The following is a 20,114-nucleotide window of genomic DNA, read 5'->3' on the forward strand; positions in this document are numbered from 1 at the left end:
AGTCAGCACCCTGGGACAACCAGCGAAATAGCGATTCGGGTCGTACTCTGATGGGACAGCCCATCCACCACCCTTTCTCCGCCCCGATGTCGACCACCCCGTTCGCCCTGCGGAGCACCAGCCTCGCGTTGCTGCTCACCGTTGCCGGCACCACGTTGTCGGCCCAGAAGAAGCCGGCGGCCGCGCCGGCCGTAGATCCCGCCGTGCAGGCTCGCCTGGCCGCCGAGCGCCAGGAGGACCCCACCCCAGCTCCGGCCCGCAAGGAGGGCGAGGGGCCCTTCCAGCGCCTGATCATTCGGGGCGTCAACCTCATCGACGGCTACGGCAGTGCGCCGCGCGGTCCGGTGGATGTGGTGGTCGAAGGCAACCGCATCGCCTCGATCGTGAGTGTGGGCTATCCCAAGGTGAAGATCGATCCGAGCAAGCGGCCGCAAGGCGCCACGAAGGAGATCGACGCCACCGGCATGTATCTCATGCCGGGGCTCATCGATCTGCACGTGCATCAGGGGACCCAGCAGAAGGCGCCGGACAGCGAGTACTACAACAAGCTGTGGCTCGCGCACGGCATCACGACCGTGCGCGGCGTGCCGTTCGCGAGCTTCGACTATTCGGTGAAAGAGCGCGCGCGTAGCGCGAAGAACGACATCGCGGCGCCGCGGTACGTGGTGTACCAGCGTCCCGGCACGGGCTGGGGGCGCGGCGTGCCGCGCACGCCAGAGGTGGCGCGCGAGTGGGTGCGCTGGGCCAAGGCCAATGGCGCGGACGGTCTCAAGCTGGGCGCCGAACGTCCCGACCTGATGCAGGCCTACCTCGACGAAGCGAAGAAGCTGGGACTCGGTAGCACGGCGCACTTGCAGCAGGGCGGCGTGGCGCAGGTGAACGGCGACGTGGCCACGGCGATGGGCCTCGAGGCCATCACGCACTTCTACGGCCTCTTCGAGTCGATGTATGACAACCACCAGGTCCAGCCGTGGCCACTCGAGGCGAACCTGCAGGACGAGCAGACGCGGTTCGGCGAAGTGGCCCGCCAGTGGAGCCTCGTGACGCCGCGTGGGGAGAAGTGGAATCGCTTCCTGAAGAACCTCAAGGATCGCGACGTCACGCTCGACCCCACGATGACCACGTATCTCACCGGCCGCGACGTGAATCATCGGATGTACGCGCCGTGGCATGAGAAGTACACGATTCCGACGCAGCGCGACTTCTACATCTCAAACCGCGAGAATCACGGCGCGTACTTCTACAACTGGACGACCGCCGACGAGGTGGCGTGGAAGAACTTCTATCGCGTGTGGATGATGTTCCTGAACGACTACAAGAACATGGGTGGTCGCGTGACGGCGAGCTCCGATGCCGGCTTCATCTGGAACACACCTGGCTTCTCGACGATCGAGGAGCTTGAGCTGCTGCAGGAAGCCGGCTTCTATCCCGGCGAGGCGATTCGCGCAGGCACGTATCACGCGTCGATCGCGCTCAACAAGTCGACGGGGCTGCCCATCGACAAGGGTGTGGTGGAGCCGGGCATGCTGGCCGACCTCGTGATTGTCGACGCGAACCCATTTGCCAACCTCAAGGTCCTCTATGGCACGGGCTGGGAACGGCTGAACGACGAGACCGGCAAGGTGGAGACGTACGGTGGGGTGAAGTACACGATCAAGGACGGCATCGTGTACGACGCGAAGAAGCTGCTGGCCGACATCGAGGCGATGGGGAACGCGCAGCGTCGGGCGCGCGGCGGCCGCTAGTCTTCACGGAGCGGGCGCGGGCCGCCCTGCGCTCACCGGCCCACCGGTAAGGCGGCGCACAAACAGAAGTCCCCGCGCCGGCCACATGGCCGACGCGGGGACTTCTGCGTGAAACGGATGAGGGGGGATTCGAACCCCCGAGACCCTTACGAGCCAACACGCTTTCCAGGCGTGCGCCTTAAACCACTCGGCCACCCATCCAGGGACACTGCGAGCACAACGTACAACCGCCACCCAAGCAACGCGCCGCCGCGGCAGGCCACGGCGGCGCGAGAGATCCAGCGATGTTGAAGCGGACAGGGTGAGATTCGAACTCACGATACCGTTGCCGGTATGCCGGTTTTCGAGACCGGTGCCTTCAACCACTCGGCCACCTGTCCTCGGAGCTGCCAACACGGCACGCGCCGTGACAGCCTCCGGGAGCCGCGATAGTTAACTGTAGGACGAGTCTGGATCAAGTCCCTGCCCCGCATCGCGACACGGGAGCGCGCGCCGCAGTGCCTTGGGCGGATGCCCTGATGGTCACACCAGCGGTCAGGCGCAAAGCAGCATGCAGCACCTACGCGCCCACGTACGGGGGTTACTTTCTCGGGGCGCACGAGCGGCCGACGCGGCGGACGCGACCGCCCCCCCTGCCGGCCGCAAAGGCACGGCTACGCGCGCGTGAGGACGCAGCGCATCGCCCCCATTTGGGCACCCCGTCAGCTGTTGCTGCCGGGTGACACTTCACGAGTCATTCAGTGACCGTCAAAGACAGCGTGGTTCGCGTTGGCGTGCTGGGCGCCGGGGCCTGGGCGGAGTTCGCCCACTTGCCGGGGTATGCACGCGATCCGCGGTGCAAGGTGATGGCGATCGCGGATCCGGTGATCGAGCGGGCCCGGGCCCTCGCCGAGCGGTTTGCCATTCCGCACGTGTATGACAGTCACGAGGCGCTGCTGGCCCGTCCCGATCTGGACGCCGTCGACGTCTGCACGCCAAGCGCCACACACTTCTCGCTGTCCTGGGCAGCGCTGGAGGCGGGGCGCCATGTGCTCTGTGAGAAACCGGTGGCGTACGACTATCAGGATACGTTGCGCGCCGCGGCGCTCGCGCGCAGCAAGGGGCTCAAAACCAAGCTGGGGTTCACGTTCCGATATGCGCCCGCGATGCGGTACATGAAGGCGCTGATCGATGAGGGATTCATCGGCGAGCCGTACATCTTCAACGGCTACGAGCAGAACTCCCAATGGCTCGACCCGCAGACCCCGCTGCGCCAGGTGGACCACGAGGCGGACCAGTCCATCCTGCACGTGTCGTCGCTCGAGGGCTACGGTGCGCCCATCATGGACATCGGCCATCTCTGCATGGGGAGCCGGTTTGCGCAGGTGGTGGGCACGATGAAGAATTTCGTGCCGGAGCGCATGGTGCGGGCCACGGGCACCATGATGCGCATGAACATCGATGATGGCGACATCTTCATCGGTGAATTCGCCAACGGTGGCATCGGCAGCATCCAAACGAGCTTCGTGACGGTGGGCAATTATCCGGGGATCGAGGCCCGTGTGTACGGCAGCAAGGGCGCGCTGATCTGCCGGTTGGTGGAGGAGCGCGGCATCTGCGAGTCACTCAAGGCGGCCACCAAGGACGCCGTGGAGTTCGAGCCGCTGGAGGTGCCGCAGCGCTTCTATCCCACCGGCGGCAGTGCGCGCGAGTCGTGGCGGTCCCTGTTCTATGCCAATCTCACCCACTCGTTCATCTCGGAGATCCGGGGCGATGTGGAAGGCAACGAGGGCAACTTCGAGGACGGCGCTCACGTGCAGGAGCTGATCAACGCCGTCGAACGCTCGTTCCGCCAGCGCCGATGGGTCAATATTCCTCTCGCGGGAGACCGCACCGCGTGAATTCGCCGATCGAGCAGTTCCTCGAGCAGTACTACTTCCGCCATCCGGTGAACGCCACGTTCACGGGCATGCGGCTGCACGACCACGAGTATCCGGACTGGACGCGCGAGGCGCGCGACGACGAGCAGGACGAGTTCGAAGCGCTCACGGTGGCGCTGGACGATGCCTACCCGCCCTCTGAGGACTGGGCAGAGCTGGCGCGCAATGCCCCCGCGCTCGACGCGGAACTGTGCCGGGCTAGCCTCGATGTGCGCCAGCTGGAATTCGAAAGCCGCTACTTCCACGACAAGAACCCGGCGCTCTGGACTGGCGAGGCGCTGTTCGGCGTGATCGGTCTGATGTTGCGTCCGCCGATGCCGGTGGAAGAGGCGTTTGCCTCGATTGCGATGCGACTGCACGACATGCCGCGCTTCCTTGGCGACATGCGCGAGACCATCACCGAGGCGATGCCGCCGCAGTGGGTGGAACGCGCGGCCCGCGAGTCGCGCGTGGGAGCCGACCTGCTTCGCACCCGCCTTTCGATGTGGCTCGATGCGCACGGGGCCGACGAGGCATCGCGCGCGTGGGTACTGGAGGCCGGCGAGGTGGCCGCGGCGTCGTTGAGCGACACCGCGATCTGGCTGGAGGCCCTGCCACGGGACGAGCAGGCGAGCATGGCGATCGGTGCGGAGGCGTATGGCATCCTGCTCAAGCGGGGGCACTGCTGTGACACCGATGCCGACACCCTGTTGCAGCGCGTGCAGGACGCCATGCCCGCGGCGCAGGAGCGGTTCGAAGCGCTGGCGATCGAGGTGGCGGGGAGCCCAGAGGGGCTATCGGAGGCCCTGGCCGACGATGCCCCGTCGGCGAACGACTTCCTCGCCGCGTTCAGCGACAAGTGGGAGGCCTGCCGCGAGTTTGCCGCCGATCACGACCTGGTGGAGTGGAGCGACTGGCCGCTGCGCTACGCACCCATTCCGGCCTGGGCTGCCGACGCCGCCCCGCAGCTGTACTTCCTCTTCTACCGGTCACCCGCCCCCCTCGAGCCCCGCGACGAGCATCTCTATCTGGTGACTCCGGTGGACGGAGCCGTGCCGGACCACGAGCGCACACGCCGGCTCCGGGCGTGGAACCACAGTGTGATCACGCTGAACCATGTGGTGCACCACGGGGCGTTGGGGCATCATGTGCAGAACTGGCATGCCACCCATCGCTCCACGTCGCGGATCGGCACCATCGCGGCCGTGGACTGCGCAAGCCGCATCGGCCTCTTTCAGGGTGGCTCGATGGCGGAAGGGTGGGCGTGCTACGCCACTGAATTGGCGGACGAACTGGGCTTCCTCACGCCGCTCGAGCAGGCTTCGGAGCAGCAGAGTCGGGTGCGCATGCTGGCGCGGGCCATCGTGGACATCTCGCTGCATACGGGGAAGATGAGCTTCGAGGACGCCGTGGATTACTACGTTGGGGAAGTGGGGATGCCCACCGCCACCGCCCACGGAGAAGCGATCAAGAACAGCATGTTTCCAGGCACGGCAGTGATGTACTGGCTGGGAACGCAGGGCATTCTCGACCTGCGCGACGCCCTGCGCTCGCGCGACGGGGCGGGGTTCTCGATGCGCGCGTTCCATGATGCGCTACTGAGCCGTGGTTCTGTTCCCGTGTTGCTGGCAGCCAAGCTGCTGCTGGCGGAGGATGCACCATGACGTCGTGGCGGGCGCGGGCCCATGCGATCACCGGCATACGTCTCGTGGTGTGTACCGCCATGTTTGTTGCCGCCTGCGGCGGTGGGGAGCGCGCGGCTGGTGGCGGCTCGGCGGGCGGTCCCAGTAACGAGCTGCTGATCATCGGATACGATCGTGAGCCGGATACGATGAACCGGTATGCTACGCACATCCTCGAAGACATCGAGTCATGCGTGGTGGAGGGGCTCGTCACGAACGATGAGCAGATGCGTATCGTGCCGGTGCTCGCCGCCGAGATCCCCACCCTCGCCAACAAGGGGGTGGTGCTGCGGCCGGACGGCGGGATGGACGTCATCTGGAAACTGCGCCCTGGCGTGAAGTGGCACGACGGCACGCCGCACAGCTCGGCCGACGTGAAGTTCACCGTGGACGCCATCAACAAGGGTGACTGGAAACCCGAGAGCGTAGACGGGTTCGACCGCATCAGCAGCGTGGACACGCCAGACTCGCTCACGGCGGTCGTGCACTACAAGGAAGTCTATGCTCCGTACCAGCTGCAGTTCGTGCGCGGCACCCTACCCCGCCATGTGCTGGCGGGTCGCGACATCAACAGCGCCAATGATTACAATCGCGCGCCGTTGGGTACCGGCCCATACCGAGTGAAGGAGTGGAAGACCGGCGAGTACATCCTGCTGGAACGCGCGCCAGATTACTGGCGCGGTGGCGGCCAGCCGAAGATCCGGCAACTGCTGTTCCGCTTCCTCGCCAACACCACCACCCGCATCAATCTGCTCAAGAGCGGCGAGGTGCATCTGGTGGCACTGCTCCCCTGGGATAAGGTGCGCGAGGTGCAACCGCTGGCCCGTCTCCGTCTCAACAAGGTCGTAGGGAACGGCTACGAGCACGTGACGCTCAACCAGCGTCACTTCCCGGCGTTCGCCGACGTCCGCGTGCGCCGGGCCCTCACGCATGCCGTGGACCGCGCCAGTATGGTACGCACGCTCCTCGACGAGCAGGTGTCGGTGGTGAATGGCCCGATTCAGCCGCTCTCGCCGGCCTACGAACCCACCGTGACCAGCTACCCCTACGACACCGTGGCGGCGAACCGCCTGCTCGACGAGGCCGGCTGGCGCATGGGGAGCGACGGCGTGCGGAACCGGAATGGCAAGCGGCTCGCGTTCACGCTCATCACCCAGTCCGGCTTCGCCATTCGTGAGAACGTGTCGCAGGCGCTGCAGCAGGCGTACCGCACCGTCGGCGTGGACATGCAGGTCCAACTGCTTGACGGGACCAGCATCAGCAGCGTGTGGTTCAAGGGTGAGTTCGACGCGATGCTGCACTGGTGGCAGATGGGCGCCGATCCGGAGCTGACGTTGTTCTTTGCGCGTGATCGCACGCCGCCAGCGGGGCGCAACATCAACTACGTGGACGATGCCGAGCTGACGGCGTTGCTCTACGAGAGCGACCGGACCGTCGACGCGGGAGCACGCAACGCCCTGCTGCGCACGGCGCAGGGTCGCATCGCGGAACTGGCCCCGGAGATCCCGCTGTACAACACCGCGAAGGTGGATGCCATTCCGGCGACGCTCAAGGGATTCACGGGCAATCCGACCAATGCCGGCCCATTCTGGAACGTGCATGCATGGGAGATGACCCCGCGGTGAACGGTCGCGGGGCACATCGGTCCACGGTACACACATGGGCCCAGGGAGCACGATGGGGCCGCTGATCCTCAGGCGGCTGGTGCAGGCCGTACCGCTGCTGCTGCTCGTTTCGATCGTGGTGTTCGCCCTGCTCCAGGCCGTCCCCGGGGGGCCGCTCGCGGCGTATCTCGAGAATCCCAACGTGCGACCGGAGGACATCGCCCGGCTTGCAAAGGCGATGGGGCTCGACCAGCCGGTGACGGTGCAGTATGGCCGTTGGCTCGGGGCCTTCCTGCAGGGGGACTGGGGATACAGTTACGCTGACGGACGCCCGGTACTCCTTCGCGTAGCGGAGCGTATTCCCGCCACGCTCGAACTGGTTGGTGGGGCCAGCCTGCTCGCCCTGCTGCTTGCCCTGCCGCTTGGCATCATGGCCGCGATGTACCGCGGGGTGGAACGCGGCACCCGTGCGGCCGTGACCGCGGGGATCTCGCTACCCGTCTTCTGGTTCGGGCTCCTGCTACAGCTGGTGTTCGCCGTGCAGCTCGGCTGGCTCCCCTCCTCTGGACGACAGTCGTTCGGTTCCACGGCGCTGACCGACCGTCTCGCGCACCTGATACTTCCGGCAGTGGTTCTGGCCATCGTGCAAGGCGCAGCCTGGTCACGTTATCTGCGCCGCGCGATGGGCGAGACCCTGTCGCTGCCGTTCATCTCGGCGGCGCGCGTGCGCGGGCTACCGGAGTATCGGCTCGTGCTCCGACATGCGTTACCGAATGCGCTCGGCCCCTTCGTAACCGTCGTGCTTCTCGACGCCGCCATGCTGGCATCGGGCGCGGTGGTGACCGAGAGTGTGTTCGCCTGGCCGGGGGTCGGGAGCCTTTTCACCGAGTCGCTGGCCAAACGCGACTATCCGGTGCTGATGGCGTTCCTCATGTGCGGCGCGGTGGCAGTCATCGCGCTCAACCTGCTGAGTGACGTCGCCGTGCGGGCGCTCGATCCGCGCACGCGGGGGCCCCGCTGATGCGCATCCCGCCTCGGCGCTCCGCACGCGGCGCGGGACTCTTTCTGCTGGTGCTGATCGTCGGTGCCTTCGCCGCACCGCTGCTGGCGCCGTTCGCGGCCGATGCCGTGGACCTCGCAAACCGCCGCGCCGCGCCCTCAGCGATCCACTGGTTCGGCACCGATGACCTTGGGCGCGACGTGCTGACCCGCGTGCTGTTCGGCGCACGGGTGTCGCTCGCCATCGGGTTGCTGTCGGCGTGCACGAGCGGCGTCGTGGGCGTGGTGATTGGCGGTGTGGCAGGCTACGCCGGTCGATGGATGGATGATCTGCTCATGCGCCTCACCGATGCCATGCTGTCGATTCCCCGCCTGCCGTTGCTGATGCTAGCCGCCGCCGTGGTACAACCGGGCATCCCCACCCTGATCCTCCTCGTAGCGCTGACTGGATGGATGGAAACGGCGCGGGTGGTGCGGGCCGACATGCTATCACTGGTCACGCGGGATTTCGTTCACGCGGCCACCGCCGTTGGGTGCTCACCATGGCGGGTGTTCACACGGCATCTACTGCCGGCCGTGGTGCCCACCCTCACCGTCGCCACGACGCTGTCCATCGGACGCGGGATTCTGCTCGAAAGCACCATGAGCTTCTTCGGCGTGGGGGTGCAACCGCCCACCGCGAGCTGGGGCAACATGCTGTATCAGGCCCAGAGTACCATGAGCACCGAACCGTGGCTTGCGGTGTTCCCAGGGCTGTTCATCTTCGCCACGGTACTCGCCTGCAACGCCGTTGGCGACACCATTTCCTGAACGCATTCTTCGTCCATGTCACTTCGACTCTCGCTTCCGTTCTCACCGCAGCGTGTGGTGATCGGCGCCAACGCGCACGCCGAGATCGCTGCCGTCCTCCGCGATCGTCGACCAGCACTCGAAATCCGCGGCGCGCCCTTCATGGAGATCACCGTGGACGATCTGGCGTGGGGCGACAGCTACATCGGTTTCAAGCGCCCCCCGTCTGCCACGCACATGGGCGCAGTGCAGTGGGTGCACAGCACCGGCGCCGGCGTGGATGCCTGGCTTGGCTCGGGGCTGACGGACGAGATCTTGCTCACACGATCGCCGGAGTCGTTCGGGCCGATGATCGCCGAGTGGGCGGTGGCACGCATCTTTGCCATCCAGCAGCAGTTGGTGTCCCTGGTGGATGCCCAGCGAGAGCACCGTTGGGCCCCACGCGATATCGCTCGCGTTGCCGGTACGCGTGCGCTGCTGGTTGGTACTGGCGACATCGGGTCGGCGATCGCCACCTCGCTCACGGCCCTCGGCGTACACGTGACCGGGGTATCCCGTACGGGAGCGTCGACCCATGCCGCCTTCCGCGCGGTGCATCCGGTCGAGCGGCTTCCCGACCTCGTCGGTGAGGCCGACTGGATTGTGCTGTCGATCCCGGACACGCCGGCCACGCGGGGGCTCGTCTCTCGCGAGGTGCTGTCGCGGTGCCGTGGGGCGGCACTCCTCAACGCCGGGCGTGGTGCCGTGGTGGAGGAGCATGCCCTCCCCGAGGCACTCGATCAGGGGTGGCTGCGCGCGGCAGCGCTCGACGTTTTCGAGACGGAGCCGCTGCCGGAACGTTCGCCGCTCTGGGGTGATCCGCGCGTGATCGTCTCACCGCACATCTCGGGACTGACCACGGTGGCCGGCGCCGCCGAGGGGTTCCTCGAATGCGCCACGGCATTGGAGCGCGGGGTGCTGCCCGCGTGGACGGTAGATCGCGCCCGCGGGTACTGAGGCGGTCAGCGCGGCGGTGCCAGCTGCGGCAAGCGCGATAGCTCCACCTCGGCGGCGATCGTGCCGAAGGCGCCCCACTGACCGCCTGCGAGAATGCGCCGGAGCAGCGCCTCGGCCTCTGGACGTCGACCGTTGTACCAATGCCAGTTGGCCACGCCGTACGCCGCCGTCGCGTCCTCCACCGAAAGCTCACCGTTGGGACCCGCGGTCAGCACGGAGTCTGGAGGCAGCCCCCCCTTGTACATCAACAGCAACTTGTGATAGGGCTGGTTCTCGATCACCCGCATGGTGCGGCGAATGGGCACCAGCACCTTGGCCGCGTCGGCCGGCCGTCCGGCGCGGCGCAGGGCCATGTATTGCCAGTGCGCCATCGACACGCGGCGATCGTCGTTGGTGGCCGCCGCGACCTCGCGCTCAGCCACCTGGGCGGCCTCGCCCCAACTGCCCTGGAGATAGTACGCGAGCGCGAGATGGTACAGGATGTTGGACTTGAGCGTGCCGATTGGCGTGTTGCGCGCATTCGGCTGTCCGTCGGGCTCCACCTGATCAGGCTTGTCGCGCGTGAGCTCATCGGCACGGCGCAGGTCGCTGATGGCGGCATCGAAGTCGCGCACAGACACATGGCGATGGCCGCGATGGCGGTAGAGCCATGGATTATCGGGGTAAAGCGCGATTCCGCGGCTGTAGATCTCGATCGCCTCGCGCAGCTTCCCCAGATACCCCAAGCGCCGCGCGTACCAGATGATGGAGTCGACGTTGGTGGGGGTGTGCTGGTACGCCCGACGCGCCACGGCGAGCTGCGCTTCATAGCGCGTGCGTGTGGCGGCGCTGAGCGGGAACGCGCGCAGGGTGTCGCCAAGAAGCGACAGCGTCTGAAAGCGCGGCGTCTGTGGTGCGCGCGGCGTAGCCGGCTTTGAGGCCGCCGTCGACGGCGACGACTGGGCATGGAGCCGGCCATTCGGCACTGGCGCAAGCACGAAGGCGCAGGCGATCGCCGGAACGGCGAACAGCAGGGAGCGGAGACGCACACGAGAGCGCATGGACACAAGCGTTGAGGGTGAAGAGCAGCGCTTCAGCGGCGGAGTGCGAAAAAGTCGCGAAGCAGCGCCGCGCATTCCTCGGCGAGCACCCCCCCCCGGACCTGCGGACGATGATTCAAGCGCGGGTGCCGCACGATATCCCCCACGCTGCCGCACATTCCGGCCTTGTCGTCCCATGCCCCGAAGACGAGGGAGTCGATGCGCGAGAGCACGATCGCGCCGGCGCACATGGCACAGGGTTCAAGTGTGACCACCAGCGAGCAGTCGGTGAGGTCGCGATCACCGCGCTGTTTCGCGGCCATTCGCAGCGCCAGCAATTCGGCGTGCGAGGTACCGTCGCCGTCGCGGCGCATGCGGTTCTGGGCCATCGCGAGAATCGCGCCCGTGGTGTTGTCCACAATCACCGCGCCCACCGGGACTTCCCCGGCCTCGGCAGCAGCGCGTGCCTCCACCAGCGCCACCTGCATGGCGCTCACGAGCACGGCGGGAACGGGCGCCGTCGTCATGGGGTCACCGGGGGATCACCTGACGGATCATGATCACGCGGCGGGTCGCCAGCCGTAGTGGGTGTCGAGGTACACGAGGAGCGCATTGACGACCGCGTTGGCGAAGGCTGCGCGACTCGACTCGGAGTCACGTACCCCGGCAAAGTTGCACTCGATCTGAATGGCGTCGAGCGGACCGCCGAAGACCGAGCCGTGGCGCTGCGTGTTGTACCCGCCGTCGAAATACTCCTGCCCCACCAGCGGCGCCGGATCAGCGGGGGACGGCACGGCAGGATAGCCGCCGTTCGCGAGCAACGCGCCGAGACTGCGCGGACCGCGCAGCACTCCAAGACCACGGTCCGGCGTACTGCGGGAATCACCGGCGAGGCGGGCGATACTGCTGCGCGCCATTGCGCCGTTGCCGGCAAGCGTGGCATCGCTGGCGCGGAGGTCTGCGTCACCGAGCAGGTACCCAAGCTCGAGTCGCGGCACCGCGTGACCATGGCCGTGGAGATCGATCACCAGCCCGCGTTGGCCGCGGCGCACGATGGCGGCGCGCGCAGAGTCGGCCGCCTCATGGAACCACACCCAGGTGGCGTTGAGGGCCGCACCGCCGCCAGTGGCCTCGGTACGGTCACGATTGGCGTCGAACTTTCGCCGATGCAGGCGGTTCACCAAGAGGTGCGGGCGTGCGCCTGTCCGCGCGCGGAACGCCTCCACGATGGTGCGCGCGAGTTCCTGGGTGTTGGCATCGTTGACCGTGACGCACCCCGAGCAGGTCCGATCGGCGAGCCCCGAGGGCGAGAGCGCTCCACCGTGGGGCGCGATAATCAACACGGGTGCATCACCCGGCGTGTACTCCACGTAGCCCGGCCCATCGGTATAGGCCTGTCCCGCCGCCAGAGGCCCGACGGGTCCTGTGGGCACCGGCGTAGGCGGGGGAGGCGGCACCGTGATGGTGGCGCCGCCGGATCCGCCGCTGTCACCACTGCAGCCCTGCGCCGCCAGCAGGGCCGCGGCCAGCAGGGCCGCGGCCAGGAGCGCACGGGCAGTATGCCGCCGCTGCGGCGCGGAGCCCCCAGCGGCGACGGACGAGGGCAACAAGATTCGCATGCAGCCGAAGCTACACTGTGGCCGCCTCGAACGCCTGCTGGGCGGCCGCGTCGGCGGCATCGCCATGGGAGAAGACCAGCGCTTCCTTTCCTTCCAGGACATCGGCCACGATGACGTCCCCCTCGCGGAAGCGCCCTTCGAGCACCGCGAGGGCCAGGGGATTCTGCAGCATCCGCTGGACCGCCCGCTTGAGGGGACGCGCGCCGAAGGCCGGATCGTACCCCTCGTCGGCGAGCTGTTGGCGCGCCGCGTCGGTGAGGTGGAGGACGAGTTTGCGATCGGCGAGCAACCGGCGGAGGTGCCCAAGCTGCAGGTCCACAATGTGATCGAGCTCGTCGCGACCGAGCGGATGAAAGACCACGACATCATCGATGCGATTGAGGAACTCGGGCCTGAACACGCCCTGCAGTGCCGTGAGCACCTCCTGCTCGGTGCGTTTCCAGTCGGCGGCGGCGTCTTGGCTGCGTTCGAGAATGAGGTGACTGCCCACGTTCGAGGTCATGATGACCACCGCGTTGCGGAAGTCCACCGTGCGCCCCTGCGAATCGGTGAGGCGCCCGTCGTCGAGGAGCTGCAGCAGGATGTTGAACACATCCGGATGCGCCTTCTCGATTTCATCGAACAGGATCACGCTGTAGGGCCGGCGACGCACCGCCTCGGTGAGCTGCCCACCTTCCTCGAAGCCCACGTACCCAGGCGGCGCGCCGATGAGCCGCGCCACCGCGTGCTTCTCCATGTACTCCGACATGTCGATGCGCACCATCGCGTGTTCATCGTCGAAGAGGAACTCGGCGAGCGCCTTGGCCGTCTCCGTCTTCCCCACGCCCGTGGGGCCGAGGAAGATGAACGAACCGATCGGGCGATTGGGATCCTGCAGGCCGGCGCGTGAGCGACGCACGGCGTTGGCAACGGCCTTCACTGCCTCGCGCTGCCCGATCACGCGGGTGCCCAGCACGTCTTCGAGCTTGGTGAGGCGTTCACGTTCCGATTCGAGCATGCGGGTAACCGGGATGCCCGTCCACCGCGCCACGACCTCGGCCACGTCGTCTGCCGCAACCTCCTCCTTGAGGAACTGCGGCCGGCCGTCGTGGCTGGCCAACTTTGCCTCGGCGTCCGTCATGGCGCGCTCGAGCTGGGGGATGCGACCGTAGGTAATCTCGGCGGCCTTGGAGAGGTCGCCGGCACGGGTGGCCTGCTCGGCCTCGAAGCGCGCCTGCTCGATCTCCTGCTTCACCCGCCCCACGGCGCCAAGCGTTTCCTTCTCCTGTTGCCACTGGGCACGCATCCCCGACGCCTGCTCCTTCTTGTCGGCCAGTTCCCGTTCGAGCGCCTGCCGACGATCGAGCGAGGCGGGATCGGTCTCTTTTTGCAGTGCGGCCTTCTCGATCTCGAGCTGCACAATGCGCCGCTCGACTTCGTCGATTTCCTGGGGCACCGAATCGATCTCGATGCGGAGGCGGCTTGCCGCCTCATCGATCAAGTCGATGGCCTTGTCGGGGAGGAACCGATCGCCGATGTAGCGATTGGAGAGCGTGGCGGCGGCTACCACGGCACCATCGGTGATGCGCACGCCGTGGTGCGCCTCGTAGCGCTCCTTGAGGCCGCGCAGGATGGCGATGGTGCTCTCCACACTGGGCTCGCCCACGTACACCGGCTGGAAGCGGCGCTCGAGCGCCGCGTCCTTCTCGACGTGCTGGCGATACTCGTCGAGCGTGGTGGCCCCCACCACTCGCAGTTCACCGCGCGCGAGCATGGGCTTGAGCATGTTGCCGGCATCCATGCTGCCTTCGGCCTTGCCGGCACCCACGAGCGTATGCAGCTCGTCGATGAAGACGATGTAGAGCCCGTCGGCGCTCGTGATTTCCTTGAGGACCGACTTGAGCCGCTCCTCGAATTCGCCGCGGAACTTGGCGCCGGCGATGAGGGCACCGAGGTCGAGCGAGACGAGCTTCTTGTTCTTCAGCCCTTCGGGGACATCACCGCTCACGATGCGCTGCGCGAGCCCTTCAGCGATGGCGGTCTTGCCCACCCCGGGTTCGCCAATGAGCACCGGGTTGTTCTTGGTGCGCCGCGACAGCACCTGAATGACCCGACGGATTTCCTCGTCACGGCCGATGACCGGATCGAGCTTGCCCTTGCGGGCGCTTTCGGTGAGATCGCGCGTGAACTTCTGGAGCGCCTGATACTGCTGTTCGGGTGACTGGTCCGTGACTTTGTGGGCGCCACGCACGAGCTTGAGGGCGTCGAGCAGCGCCTGGCGATGGGCGCTGGCGCTCGTGAGCACGCGCGCACTATCGGTGCCCTTGGCATCAGACAGGGCCAGCAGCAGATGCTCGGTACTGATGTACTCGTCGCCGAGGGCCTTGGCTTCGCGCTCGGCGGCATCGACGACCTGGGTGAGCTCGCGACTGAACGTGGGCTGCGCGTCGCTTTGCTTGGCGTAGCGCGCCGCCTCCTGCTCGGCGGCTGTGCGGACGGCCGTGCTGTTGGCTCCCACCCGCTGCAGCACCGGAACGACGATGCCTTCGTCCTGCGCCAACAGGGCAAGGAGCAGATGCAGATCGTAGACGAGGGGATTGCCGTTCTTGCGGGCAATGGCCACGGCGTCGTTGAGCGCCTCAGCGCTCTTCACGGTCAAGCGGTCGGGATTGATCATGCTCTCCTTACCGGCAATGGCGGTGCCAGTTGCGATCTGCCGTATCTGCAGCATGCCGGGGGCCCCTCGCAGGAGGGGGAGGCCAGCGGCTGACAATAGTGCAGCCTGATGGCAAAGTGGCCGAATACCACACGCCGCGGCAAATCGCGAGAAACGAAAAGGCGCCCTGGGTCCGCTCACCCGGGGCGCCTTCTCTATTGGTGTTACGGGTCTCGTGGTGCTCGCACAGCAACAGCTTATTTCACCACGATCATCTTCTTCACCAGCGGCACGCCATCCACCTCGAGGCGATACAGATACACGCCTGAGGCGGCCTCCCGCCCGGTTGCTTGGACCTTGCCATCCCAATAGGCCACGTACTCTCCGCAGGGGATAGCGACTTTTTCCAGCGGTTGACCACCGGCCACTCCGCCTGTTCCGCCCTGCAACACCGGGGTTGCCACCACATCCGACAGGATGTTGTAAATCTTGAGGCTTACCCGATACTGCTTGCCAGGCTGCGAACACGTGGGTGTATCACCCACGCTAAACGGAATGCGAGTCTCTGGGTTGAACGGGTTCGGAAAATTCTGTCCGAGCGTCGCTCCATTGCGGCGTTCCCGACCGTCTTGCGATTGGGCCTCCGCGACTCGTGGCATGAACACGCTGAGAGCGAGCACCAGACCCAGTGCTCCCCACAAACGTTTCATGGTGCTTCTCCGACTGACGAATCAGGTTCTGAGTCGACGTCTCCTTAAAGGGTGAGAAGTGCGGACCCACGGTGTTGGGTCCGTTTGGAAGGTAAGGAAAAGGAGCCCCATGCGTCAAGCAACAATCCAGAGGGGCCAATGTGCTCGAGCATCAGAAACGGCGCTTACGCACACGGATATGCTTGTACAATATAGACTTACACAGACGCACTTCAGGTCCCTTATCCAACAGGCCGCTTCGTCGGCCTTACCAGGCGCCCTGCTCCCAGACCAGCCAGGCCTTGAGCGGGCGAGGATCCGGAAGGTGCTGCGCGAGGAACTCCCGCAGCAGCCGCTGATGGGCGCGGGTCTCGCCGTCATCGAGCCCCACCTCCAAATCGGCGTCGCCGAGCCAGGCACGGAGCGCCTCCATGGCGGAGGGAGGAAGCCGGCGCCCGCCCGGTAGCAGCCGGCTGCACCGCTCGCACAGTGCTCCGCCAACGCGATGGTGAAACCGCACCTCAGCGTCAGCCCGGATCTCAGCGTGGCACTCGGCGCAGTGCTCGAGTGCGGGGCGAAAGCCGACCTCGCCGACCAGCTGCCACAGCGCGCCCAGTGTAACCGCCGCCGTTCGATCGGGGGCGGCGGCGGCGAGCTGATCAAGGCCGCGGACGAGGGCCCCGTAGACCGCCGGCGCCGCCTCTTCGTGGACCAGACGCAGGGCGCATTCAGCCATGGCACTGGCCGCTGTGAAGCGCCCGAGGTCGAGCGCCAGCGCCGGACGCGACACCGTGACGTCGAAGCCGTGCAGCGAATGGAGGTCGCGGCCGGGCTTCAGCTGGATCTGCGCCTGCCCCTCGGCAAACAGGTCGACCGCGCTGCCGAACCGCTTCTTGCTGGAGCGCGCCCCTCGGGCCACCACGGACTGCACGCCCGCGTCGCGAGTAGCCAGCCTCAGGATACGGCTGGACTCGAGATAGGGGGCGGCATGCAACACGATGGCGTCGGTAACGAGCAGGGGCACCCCCAAACCTAGCCGAAAACGCCGCCGACGCCGCGGCCGCTCGGAATCAGCACGGCCTCAGCGCAGCCCGAGGTCCACACCGCCCTGCCCCGCCGTGACGCGGCGGGTTTCCACGTACGTGGGGCTGAAGACGATGACTGATGTGACCGACCCGGTGCCGTTGGCAATGCAGTGGAGGCGCCCCAGTTGATCAGCGATGCCGCTACCGCAGCGAACCTCTGCCCCCGCCGCATTCTTGAGATCCAGCCACGGCGTGGCGCCGTTGGCAACCGTAGCCAGATCATCACCGCGCAGCTTGATGATGCGGCTGTTGAAGCTGGAAAGGTTCTCATAGAGCGACACATACAGGAATCCATCGAGGCCCGCCTTTACTCCCGCCCCATACGTTCCCGCCGGCATGGCTCGCGTGAGCTGCACGCGCCGGTTGCGCAGGTCCACTTTGGCGATGGCGCCGGAGGTGACGAGCGTATACGGGAAGCTGGCAAAGCTCGCATCGCCGCCGGCGCTGATATACGCAACGTCACCCTTCACGATAGCCGCAGCACTCGAGCCCCGTACACCCGTCAGCGGCACGGTGTCACGCGCGGTGCCACCGCTGGGGATACGAATAAGGCGCACATCGCCCTGCACCGCGTAGTTCACGCGACAGTTGCTGTTGGCGTCGACAACCCAGGTGGCATTGTCGTACTGGAACATGTCGGTTGGACACACGCCTGCATTCGCGATGCGGGTGATCGTGGGGGCACCCGCCCCTGCCGTGCTCACGAGCGCAATGGCCGACGAATCGCGCAAGGCGGCCGCGATGAGCGACTGGCCGTTACTGCCGCGGAAGAGGCGCGCACGTCCCGGGTTGCTGCGCGCAGGGAGCTGCAGCCTGCGATTGGCACTCGTGGCGACATTCGTCACGTACAGCAGGTCGCCAGCACCCCGACTCGAGACCGCCAGCGCCGTGTCACGTTCGAGCGTGAAGCCCCCAGCATCGAATTCCGTGGCGGGACCGAGTGGGAGCCTGGTGGTCGTCGTGCCGGTGTCACCGAGGAATGTGTATCCCGGCTGGATGAAGCCGTCGAGCACCACGATCCCACGCGGCGGCTGCGGCGTGCTCTGCGTGAGGCTGTCGCCACCACACGCTGACGTCAGCAGGCCGCCGGCGGTGAGCGCGAACGACACGACGACCCGTCGCGCCAGAGTGTTGCGGATATGCACGTTCATTGGAAGTAAGTAAGTGATGAGCCCACTGATCCTGAACAGGCCTGCCGGCGTGCGTAACCACGCCTCCAGTCGGTTGCCACGCGTTACGGTCGTGGCTGGACCGTGAGCGCGACGGACCATGCGCGCCCAGCCATGGGGAAGCCGCGCACGGATTGCCACCGGGCGTCCGTGACATTGTCGATGCCCGTGGAGACGAGGGCATCGACCTGCGCGACCGTGATGCGCCGCGAAAGCGCCACATCGAGCACCCGTACCGACGGCAGCTCGAAGAGTGAATTTCGCGGTCCTGCCGTAAAGGGACGGCGTCCCTGCACCCGAAGATTTCCACTGACGGCGGTGCGGGCGTCGGTGCCGAGCCGCCACTGCAGCTGCGCGCCACCGCTCGCCCGCGGCACGTACGGCGTGGGGATGCTGAGTCCGCCACTCAGCAGCGACGACTCGTACCATGTGCCCCACACCCCCGCGGATAGGACGCTCGAGGCGAGATCGACACGGCTCTCGATCCCACGAAGGCGCTCTCGGCCCACATTGGCTGGGCTCCACCCGAAGTTGCCAGGAAACCAGACGATGGCATCGCGCGTGGCTCGCGACACGACCACGACCTCGCCAGAGATCAGACTGCTCGTGCGCTGCCACGCACCCCGAACGGCAAGTGAAGCATCGAGCGTGACGCGCTCAGGGGCGAGCGCCCGTACCGACAGCCGCTGCGGAGACGAGAAGTAGAGGTCATACAGTGTGGGGACGCGCACGGCCTGCGCGGCGCGCGAGGCCAAGAGGAGATGACTGCCAGTCCGCGCGCCGGCGATGCGCCACGACACCCCGGCACCGGCGGTCGGCTGCACGCCGGACCGTTCGACGACGTCGGCACGCATGCCGAGATCGGCAGCGAGGCGAGTATCCGGGTGATCGCCGCGCTCCCACGCCCACGCCGCAAATCCACGTGCGCGACGCTGGTGCACGTTGCCCGTCCCGGTGAGCCCATCAGCGCCAGCACCACTACGCCAGGCGCCCACGGGCGCACGCCCCCGCCATTCCACATCGGCCGCCCATGCCCGAGCACGCGAATCGAGCGCTGGCCGCGTGCGATCGCGGTAGGCAAGCTCGAACCAGCGTACGCCGGCGACGGTCACGGTGCCACCCACGGACGCCTGTGTTCGTACGTTCACGCGCGTCATGCGGGACCGATCCGCATCGTAGGCGCGCACGTTGGCGGCGCCCACCATGCCGCGTTCTCCCGTGGAGGCCAAGACGGAGACCTGCATCCGCTCACCGATGGCGCCGAGCGTGAGTGCGGTTCGCCGTTCGTCGTTGTTGATCCGCGTTTCGCGGATGGGCGCCACACCGGCGTCATTTTCGAAAGGAAAGTTGTTCTGCGCCAATCGATGCGCGCCCGCTACATGCCAGCGTGTACCGAGCCCCTGCCCCGACCATCCTCCTTCGAGACCACGCGCCCCGAACGCGCCACTGCGAAGGGAGAGCAATCGCTGCGACGCGGTCGTGAGCGCCAGGAGGCCACCCGTCGCCCCGAGCCCTGCTCCCACCGGATCACTCCCGGGGGCCACCGTGACGGACTGCAGGGCCACGAGTGGCACGTCGGAGACGTCCGCGAAACCCGTGGACGGATCGTTGAGTGGCAACCCGTCGAGCGTGACCACCACCTGTTCGCGCCGCGCGCCGCGCAGGGACAGGCCGGTTTCGCCCCGCGCGGAACGCAACGCGGTATACGGCAGCTGTGTGAGCAGACCATTCATGCCGGACACCCCGCGTACGCGCGCCTCATCAGCCGTCAGCGCGACCTCACCTCGCCGGGCCGCCGCGGTCGCCTCCCGCTCGGCGCTCACGCGTTGCACTGGTAGCTGGGTGGGGGACGCCACGCGTGGACGCAGATCTACCGTGACGCGATCCCGGCGGTCCCTCAGTGACACGGTAGCTGACACGTACGACAGCCGCGTCACACGGACCGTGGTATCTGCGGATCGTACCAGCGTTTCACAGGCGCCGCGCGCACGATACACGGCGCCACTGGGTAACAGCTGCAGGGTAGCCCCGACGATCGGTGCACCGGTGGCGCCGTCGCGCACGCACAGCTGCACCGTGCCCTCCTGTTGCCCGCGTGAGGTCATCCCTGGGTGTGATGCCCCGCCCCTCTGCTGGGCGACGAGTACCGGCACTGTGCCGAACACCGCGCTGAACGCCGCCGTAT

At 66.9% G+C, this 20,114-nt stretch carries 15 protein-coding genes and 2 tRNA genes; 7 read left to right on the forward strand and 10 right to left on the reverse strand.

Going from position 1 to position 20,114, the window contains the following annotated elements; genetic code table 11:
• The first annotated feature begins 86 nt into the window (after window positions 1-86).
• Window positions 87-1,745, forward strand: coding sequence for an amidohydrolase family protein (locus ACIQ51_RS07180; RefSeq protein ID WP_396204346.1), 1,659 nt, complete (start codon window positions 87-89; stop codon window positions 1,743-1,745).
• 114 nt (window positions 1,746-1,859) lie between these two features.
• On the opposite strand, the gene ACIQ51_RS07185 is transcribed toward ACIQ51_RS07180, so the two are convergent.
• Window positions 1,860-1,946: transfer RNA gene (locus tag ACIQ51_RS07185), tRNA-Ser, on the reverse strand.
• 92 nt (window positions 1,947-2,038) lie between these two features.
• A tRNA-Ser gene (locus ACIQ51_RS07190) sits at window positions 2,039-2,125 on the reverse strand.
• Window positions 2,126-2,485: 360 nt separating this feature from the next.
• On the opposite strand from ACIQ51_RS07190, the gene ACIQ51_RS07195 reads away from it, so the two are divergent.
• The 6 genes from ACIQ51_RS07195 to ACIQ51_RS07220 are packed head-to-tail and all read left to right on the forward strand — an operon-like array spanning window position 2,486 to window position 9,713.
• On the forward strand, window positions 2,486-3,625 hold the full coding sequence (locus ACIQ51_RS07195) for a Gfo/Idh/MocA family protein (RefSeq protein ID WP_396204347.1): 1,140 nt from the start codon (window positions 2,486-2,488) through the stop codon (window positions 3,623-3,625).
• The gene (locus tag ACIQ51_RS07200) at window positions 3,622-5,307 is read left to right on the forward strand and encodes a DUF885 family protein (RefSeq protein WP_396204348.1); all 1,686 of its coding nucleotides are present in this window, start codon (window positions 3,622-3,624) and stop codon (window positions 5,305-5,307) included. The genes ACIQ51_RS07195 and ACIQ51_RS07200 overlap by 4 nt, the downstream gene beginning before the upstream one ends.
• Entirely contained in the window at window positions 5,304-6,950 is a 1,647-nt protein-coding gene (locus ACIQ51_RS07205; RefSeq protein WP_396204349.1) for a peptide ABC transporter substrate-binding protein, read from the forward strand. Before ACIQ51_RS07200 ends, ACIQ51_RS07205 begins: the two co-directional genes overlap by 4 nt.
• Window positions 6,951-7,002: 52 nt before the next feature.
• Window positions 7,003-7,950, forward strand: coding sequence for an ABC transporter permease (locus tag ACIQ51_RS07210; RefSeq protein WP_396204350.1), 948 nt, complete (start codon window positions 7,003-7,005; stop codon window positions 7,948-7,950).
• Window positions 7,950-8,738 (forward strand): ABC transporter permease, encoded by a 789-nt coding sequence (locus tag ACIQ51_RS07215; RefSeq protein WP_396204351.1) that lies wholly within the window; start codon window positions 7,950-7,952, stop codon window positions 8,736-8,738. The genes ACIQ51_RS07210 and ACIQ51_RS07215 overlap by 1 nt, the downstream gene beginning before the upstream one ends.
• Before the next feature lie 15 nt (window positions 8,739-8,753).
• Entirely contained in the window at window positions 8,754-9,713 is a 960-nt protein-coding gene (locus ACIQ51_RS07220; RefSeq protein WP_396204352.1) for a D-2-hydroxyacid dehydrogenase, read from the forward strand.
• Window positions 9,714-9,718: 5 nt separating this feature from the next.
• Here the strand turns inward: ACIQ51_RS07220 and ACIQ51_RS07225 are convergent, their stop codons facing one another.
• The 8 genes from ACIQ51_RS07225 to ACIQ51_RS07260 all read right to left on the reverse strand — a co-directional run bounded on the left by ACIQ51_RS07225 (window position 9,719) and on the right by ACIQ51_RS07260 (window position 20,034).
• Complete coding sequence (locus tag ACIQ51_RS07225) at window positions 9,719-10,753, reverse strand: tetratricopeptide repeat protein (RefSeq protein WP_396204353.1); 1,035 nt, start codon at window positions 10,751-10,753, stop codon at window positions 9,719-9,721.
• A gap of 32 nt (window positions 10,754-10,785) precedes the next feature.
• The gene (gene tadA, locus ACIQ51_RS07230) at window positions 10,786-11,259 is read right to left on the reverse strand and encodes a tRNA adenosine(34) deaminase TadA (RefSeq protein ID WP_396204354.1); all 474 of its coding nucleotides are present in this window, start codon (window positions 11,257-11,259) and stop codon (window positions 10,786-10,788) included.
• 33 nt (window positions 11,260-11,292) lie between these two features.
• Window positions 11,293-12,351 (reverse strand): hypothetical protein, encoded by a 1,059-nt coding sequence (locus ACIQ51_RS07235; RefSeq protein ID WP_396204355.1) that lies wholly within the window; start codon window positions 12,349-12,351, stop codon window positions 11,293-11,295.
• Window positions 12,352-12,361: 10 nt separating this feature from the next.
• Window positions 12,362-15,007: an ATP-dependent chaperone ClpB gene (gene clpB, locus ACIQ51_RS07240; protein WP_396204372.1), complete on the reverse strand. Its 2,646-nt coding sequence runs from the start codon at window positions 15,005-15,007 to the stop codon at window positions 12,362-12,364.
• Window positions 15,008-15,243: 236 nt separating this feature from the next.
• The gene (locus ACIQ51_RS07245) at window positions 15,244-15,696 is read right to left on the reverse strand and encodes a hypothetical protein (RefSeq protein ID WP_396204356.1); all 453 of its coding nucleotides are present in this window, start codon (window positions 15,694-15,696) and stop codon (window positions 15,244-15,246) included.
• Window positions 15,697-15,943: 247 nt separating this feature from the next.
• Window positions 15,944-16,699, reverse strand: coding sequence for a DNA repair protein RecO (recO, locus tag ACIQ51_RS07250; RefSeq protein ID WP_396204357.1), 756 nt, complete (start codon window positions 16,697-16,699; stop codon window positions 15,944-15,946).
• Window positions 16,700-16,756: 57 nt separating this feature from the next.
• Window positions 16,757-17,911 (reverse strand): hypothetical protein, encoded by a 1,155-nt coding sequence (locus tag ACIQ51_RS07255; RefSeq protein ID WP_396204358.1) that lies wholly within the window; start codon window positions 17,909-17,911, stop codon window positions 16,757-16,759.
• Window positions 17,912-17,994: 83 nt separating this feature from the next.
• Window positions 17,995-20,034, reverse strand: coding sequence for a TonB-dependent receptor plug domain-containing protein (locus ACIQ51_RS07260; protein WP_396204359.1), 2,040 nt, complete (start codon window positions 20,032-20,034; stop codon window positions 17,995-17,997).
• Window positions 20,035-20,114: the final 80 nt, after the last annotated feature.

The organism is Gemmatimonas sp., from assembly GCF_044344655.1.
GTDB lineage: Bacteria > Gemmatimonadota > Gemmatimonadetes > Gemmatimonadales > Gemmatimonadaceae > Gemmatimonas.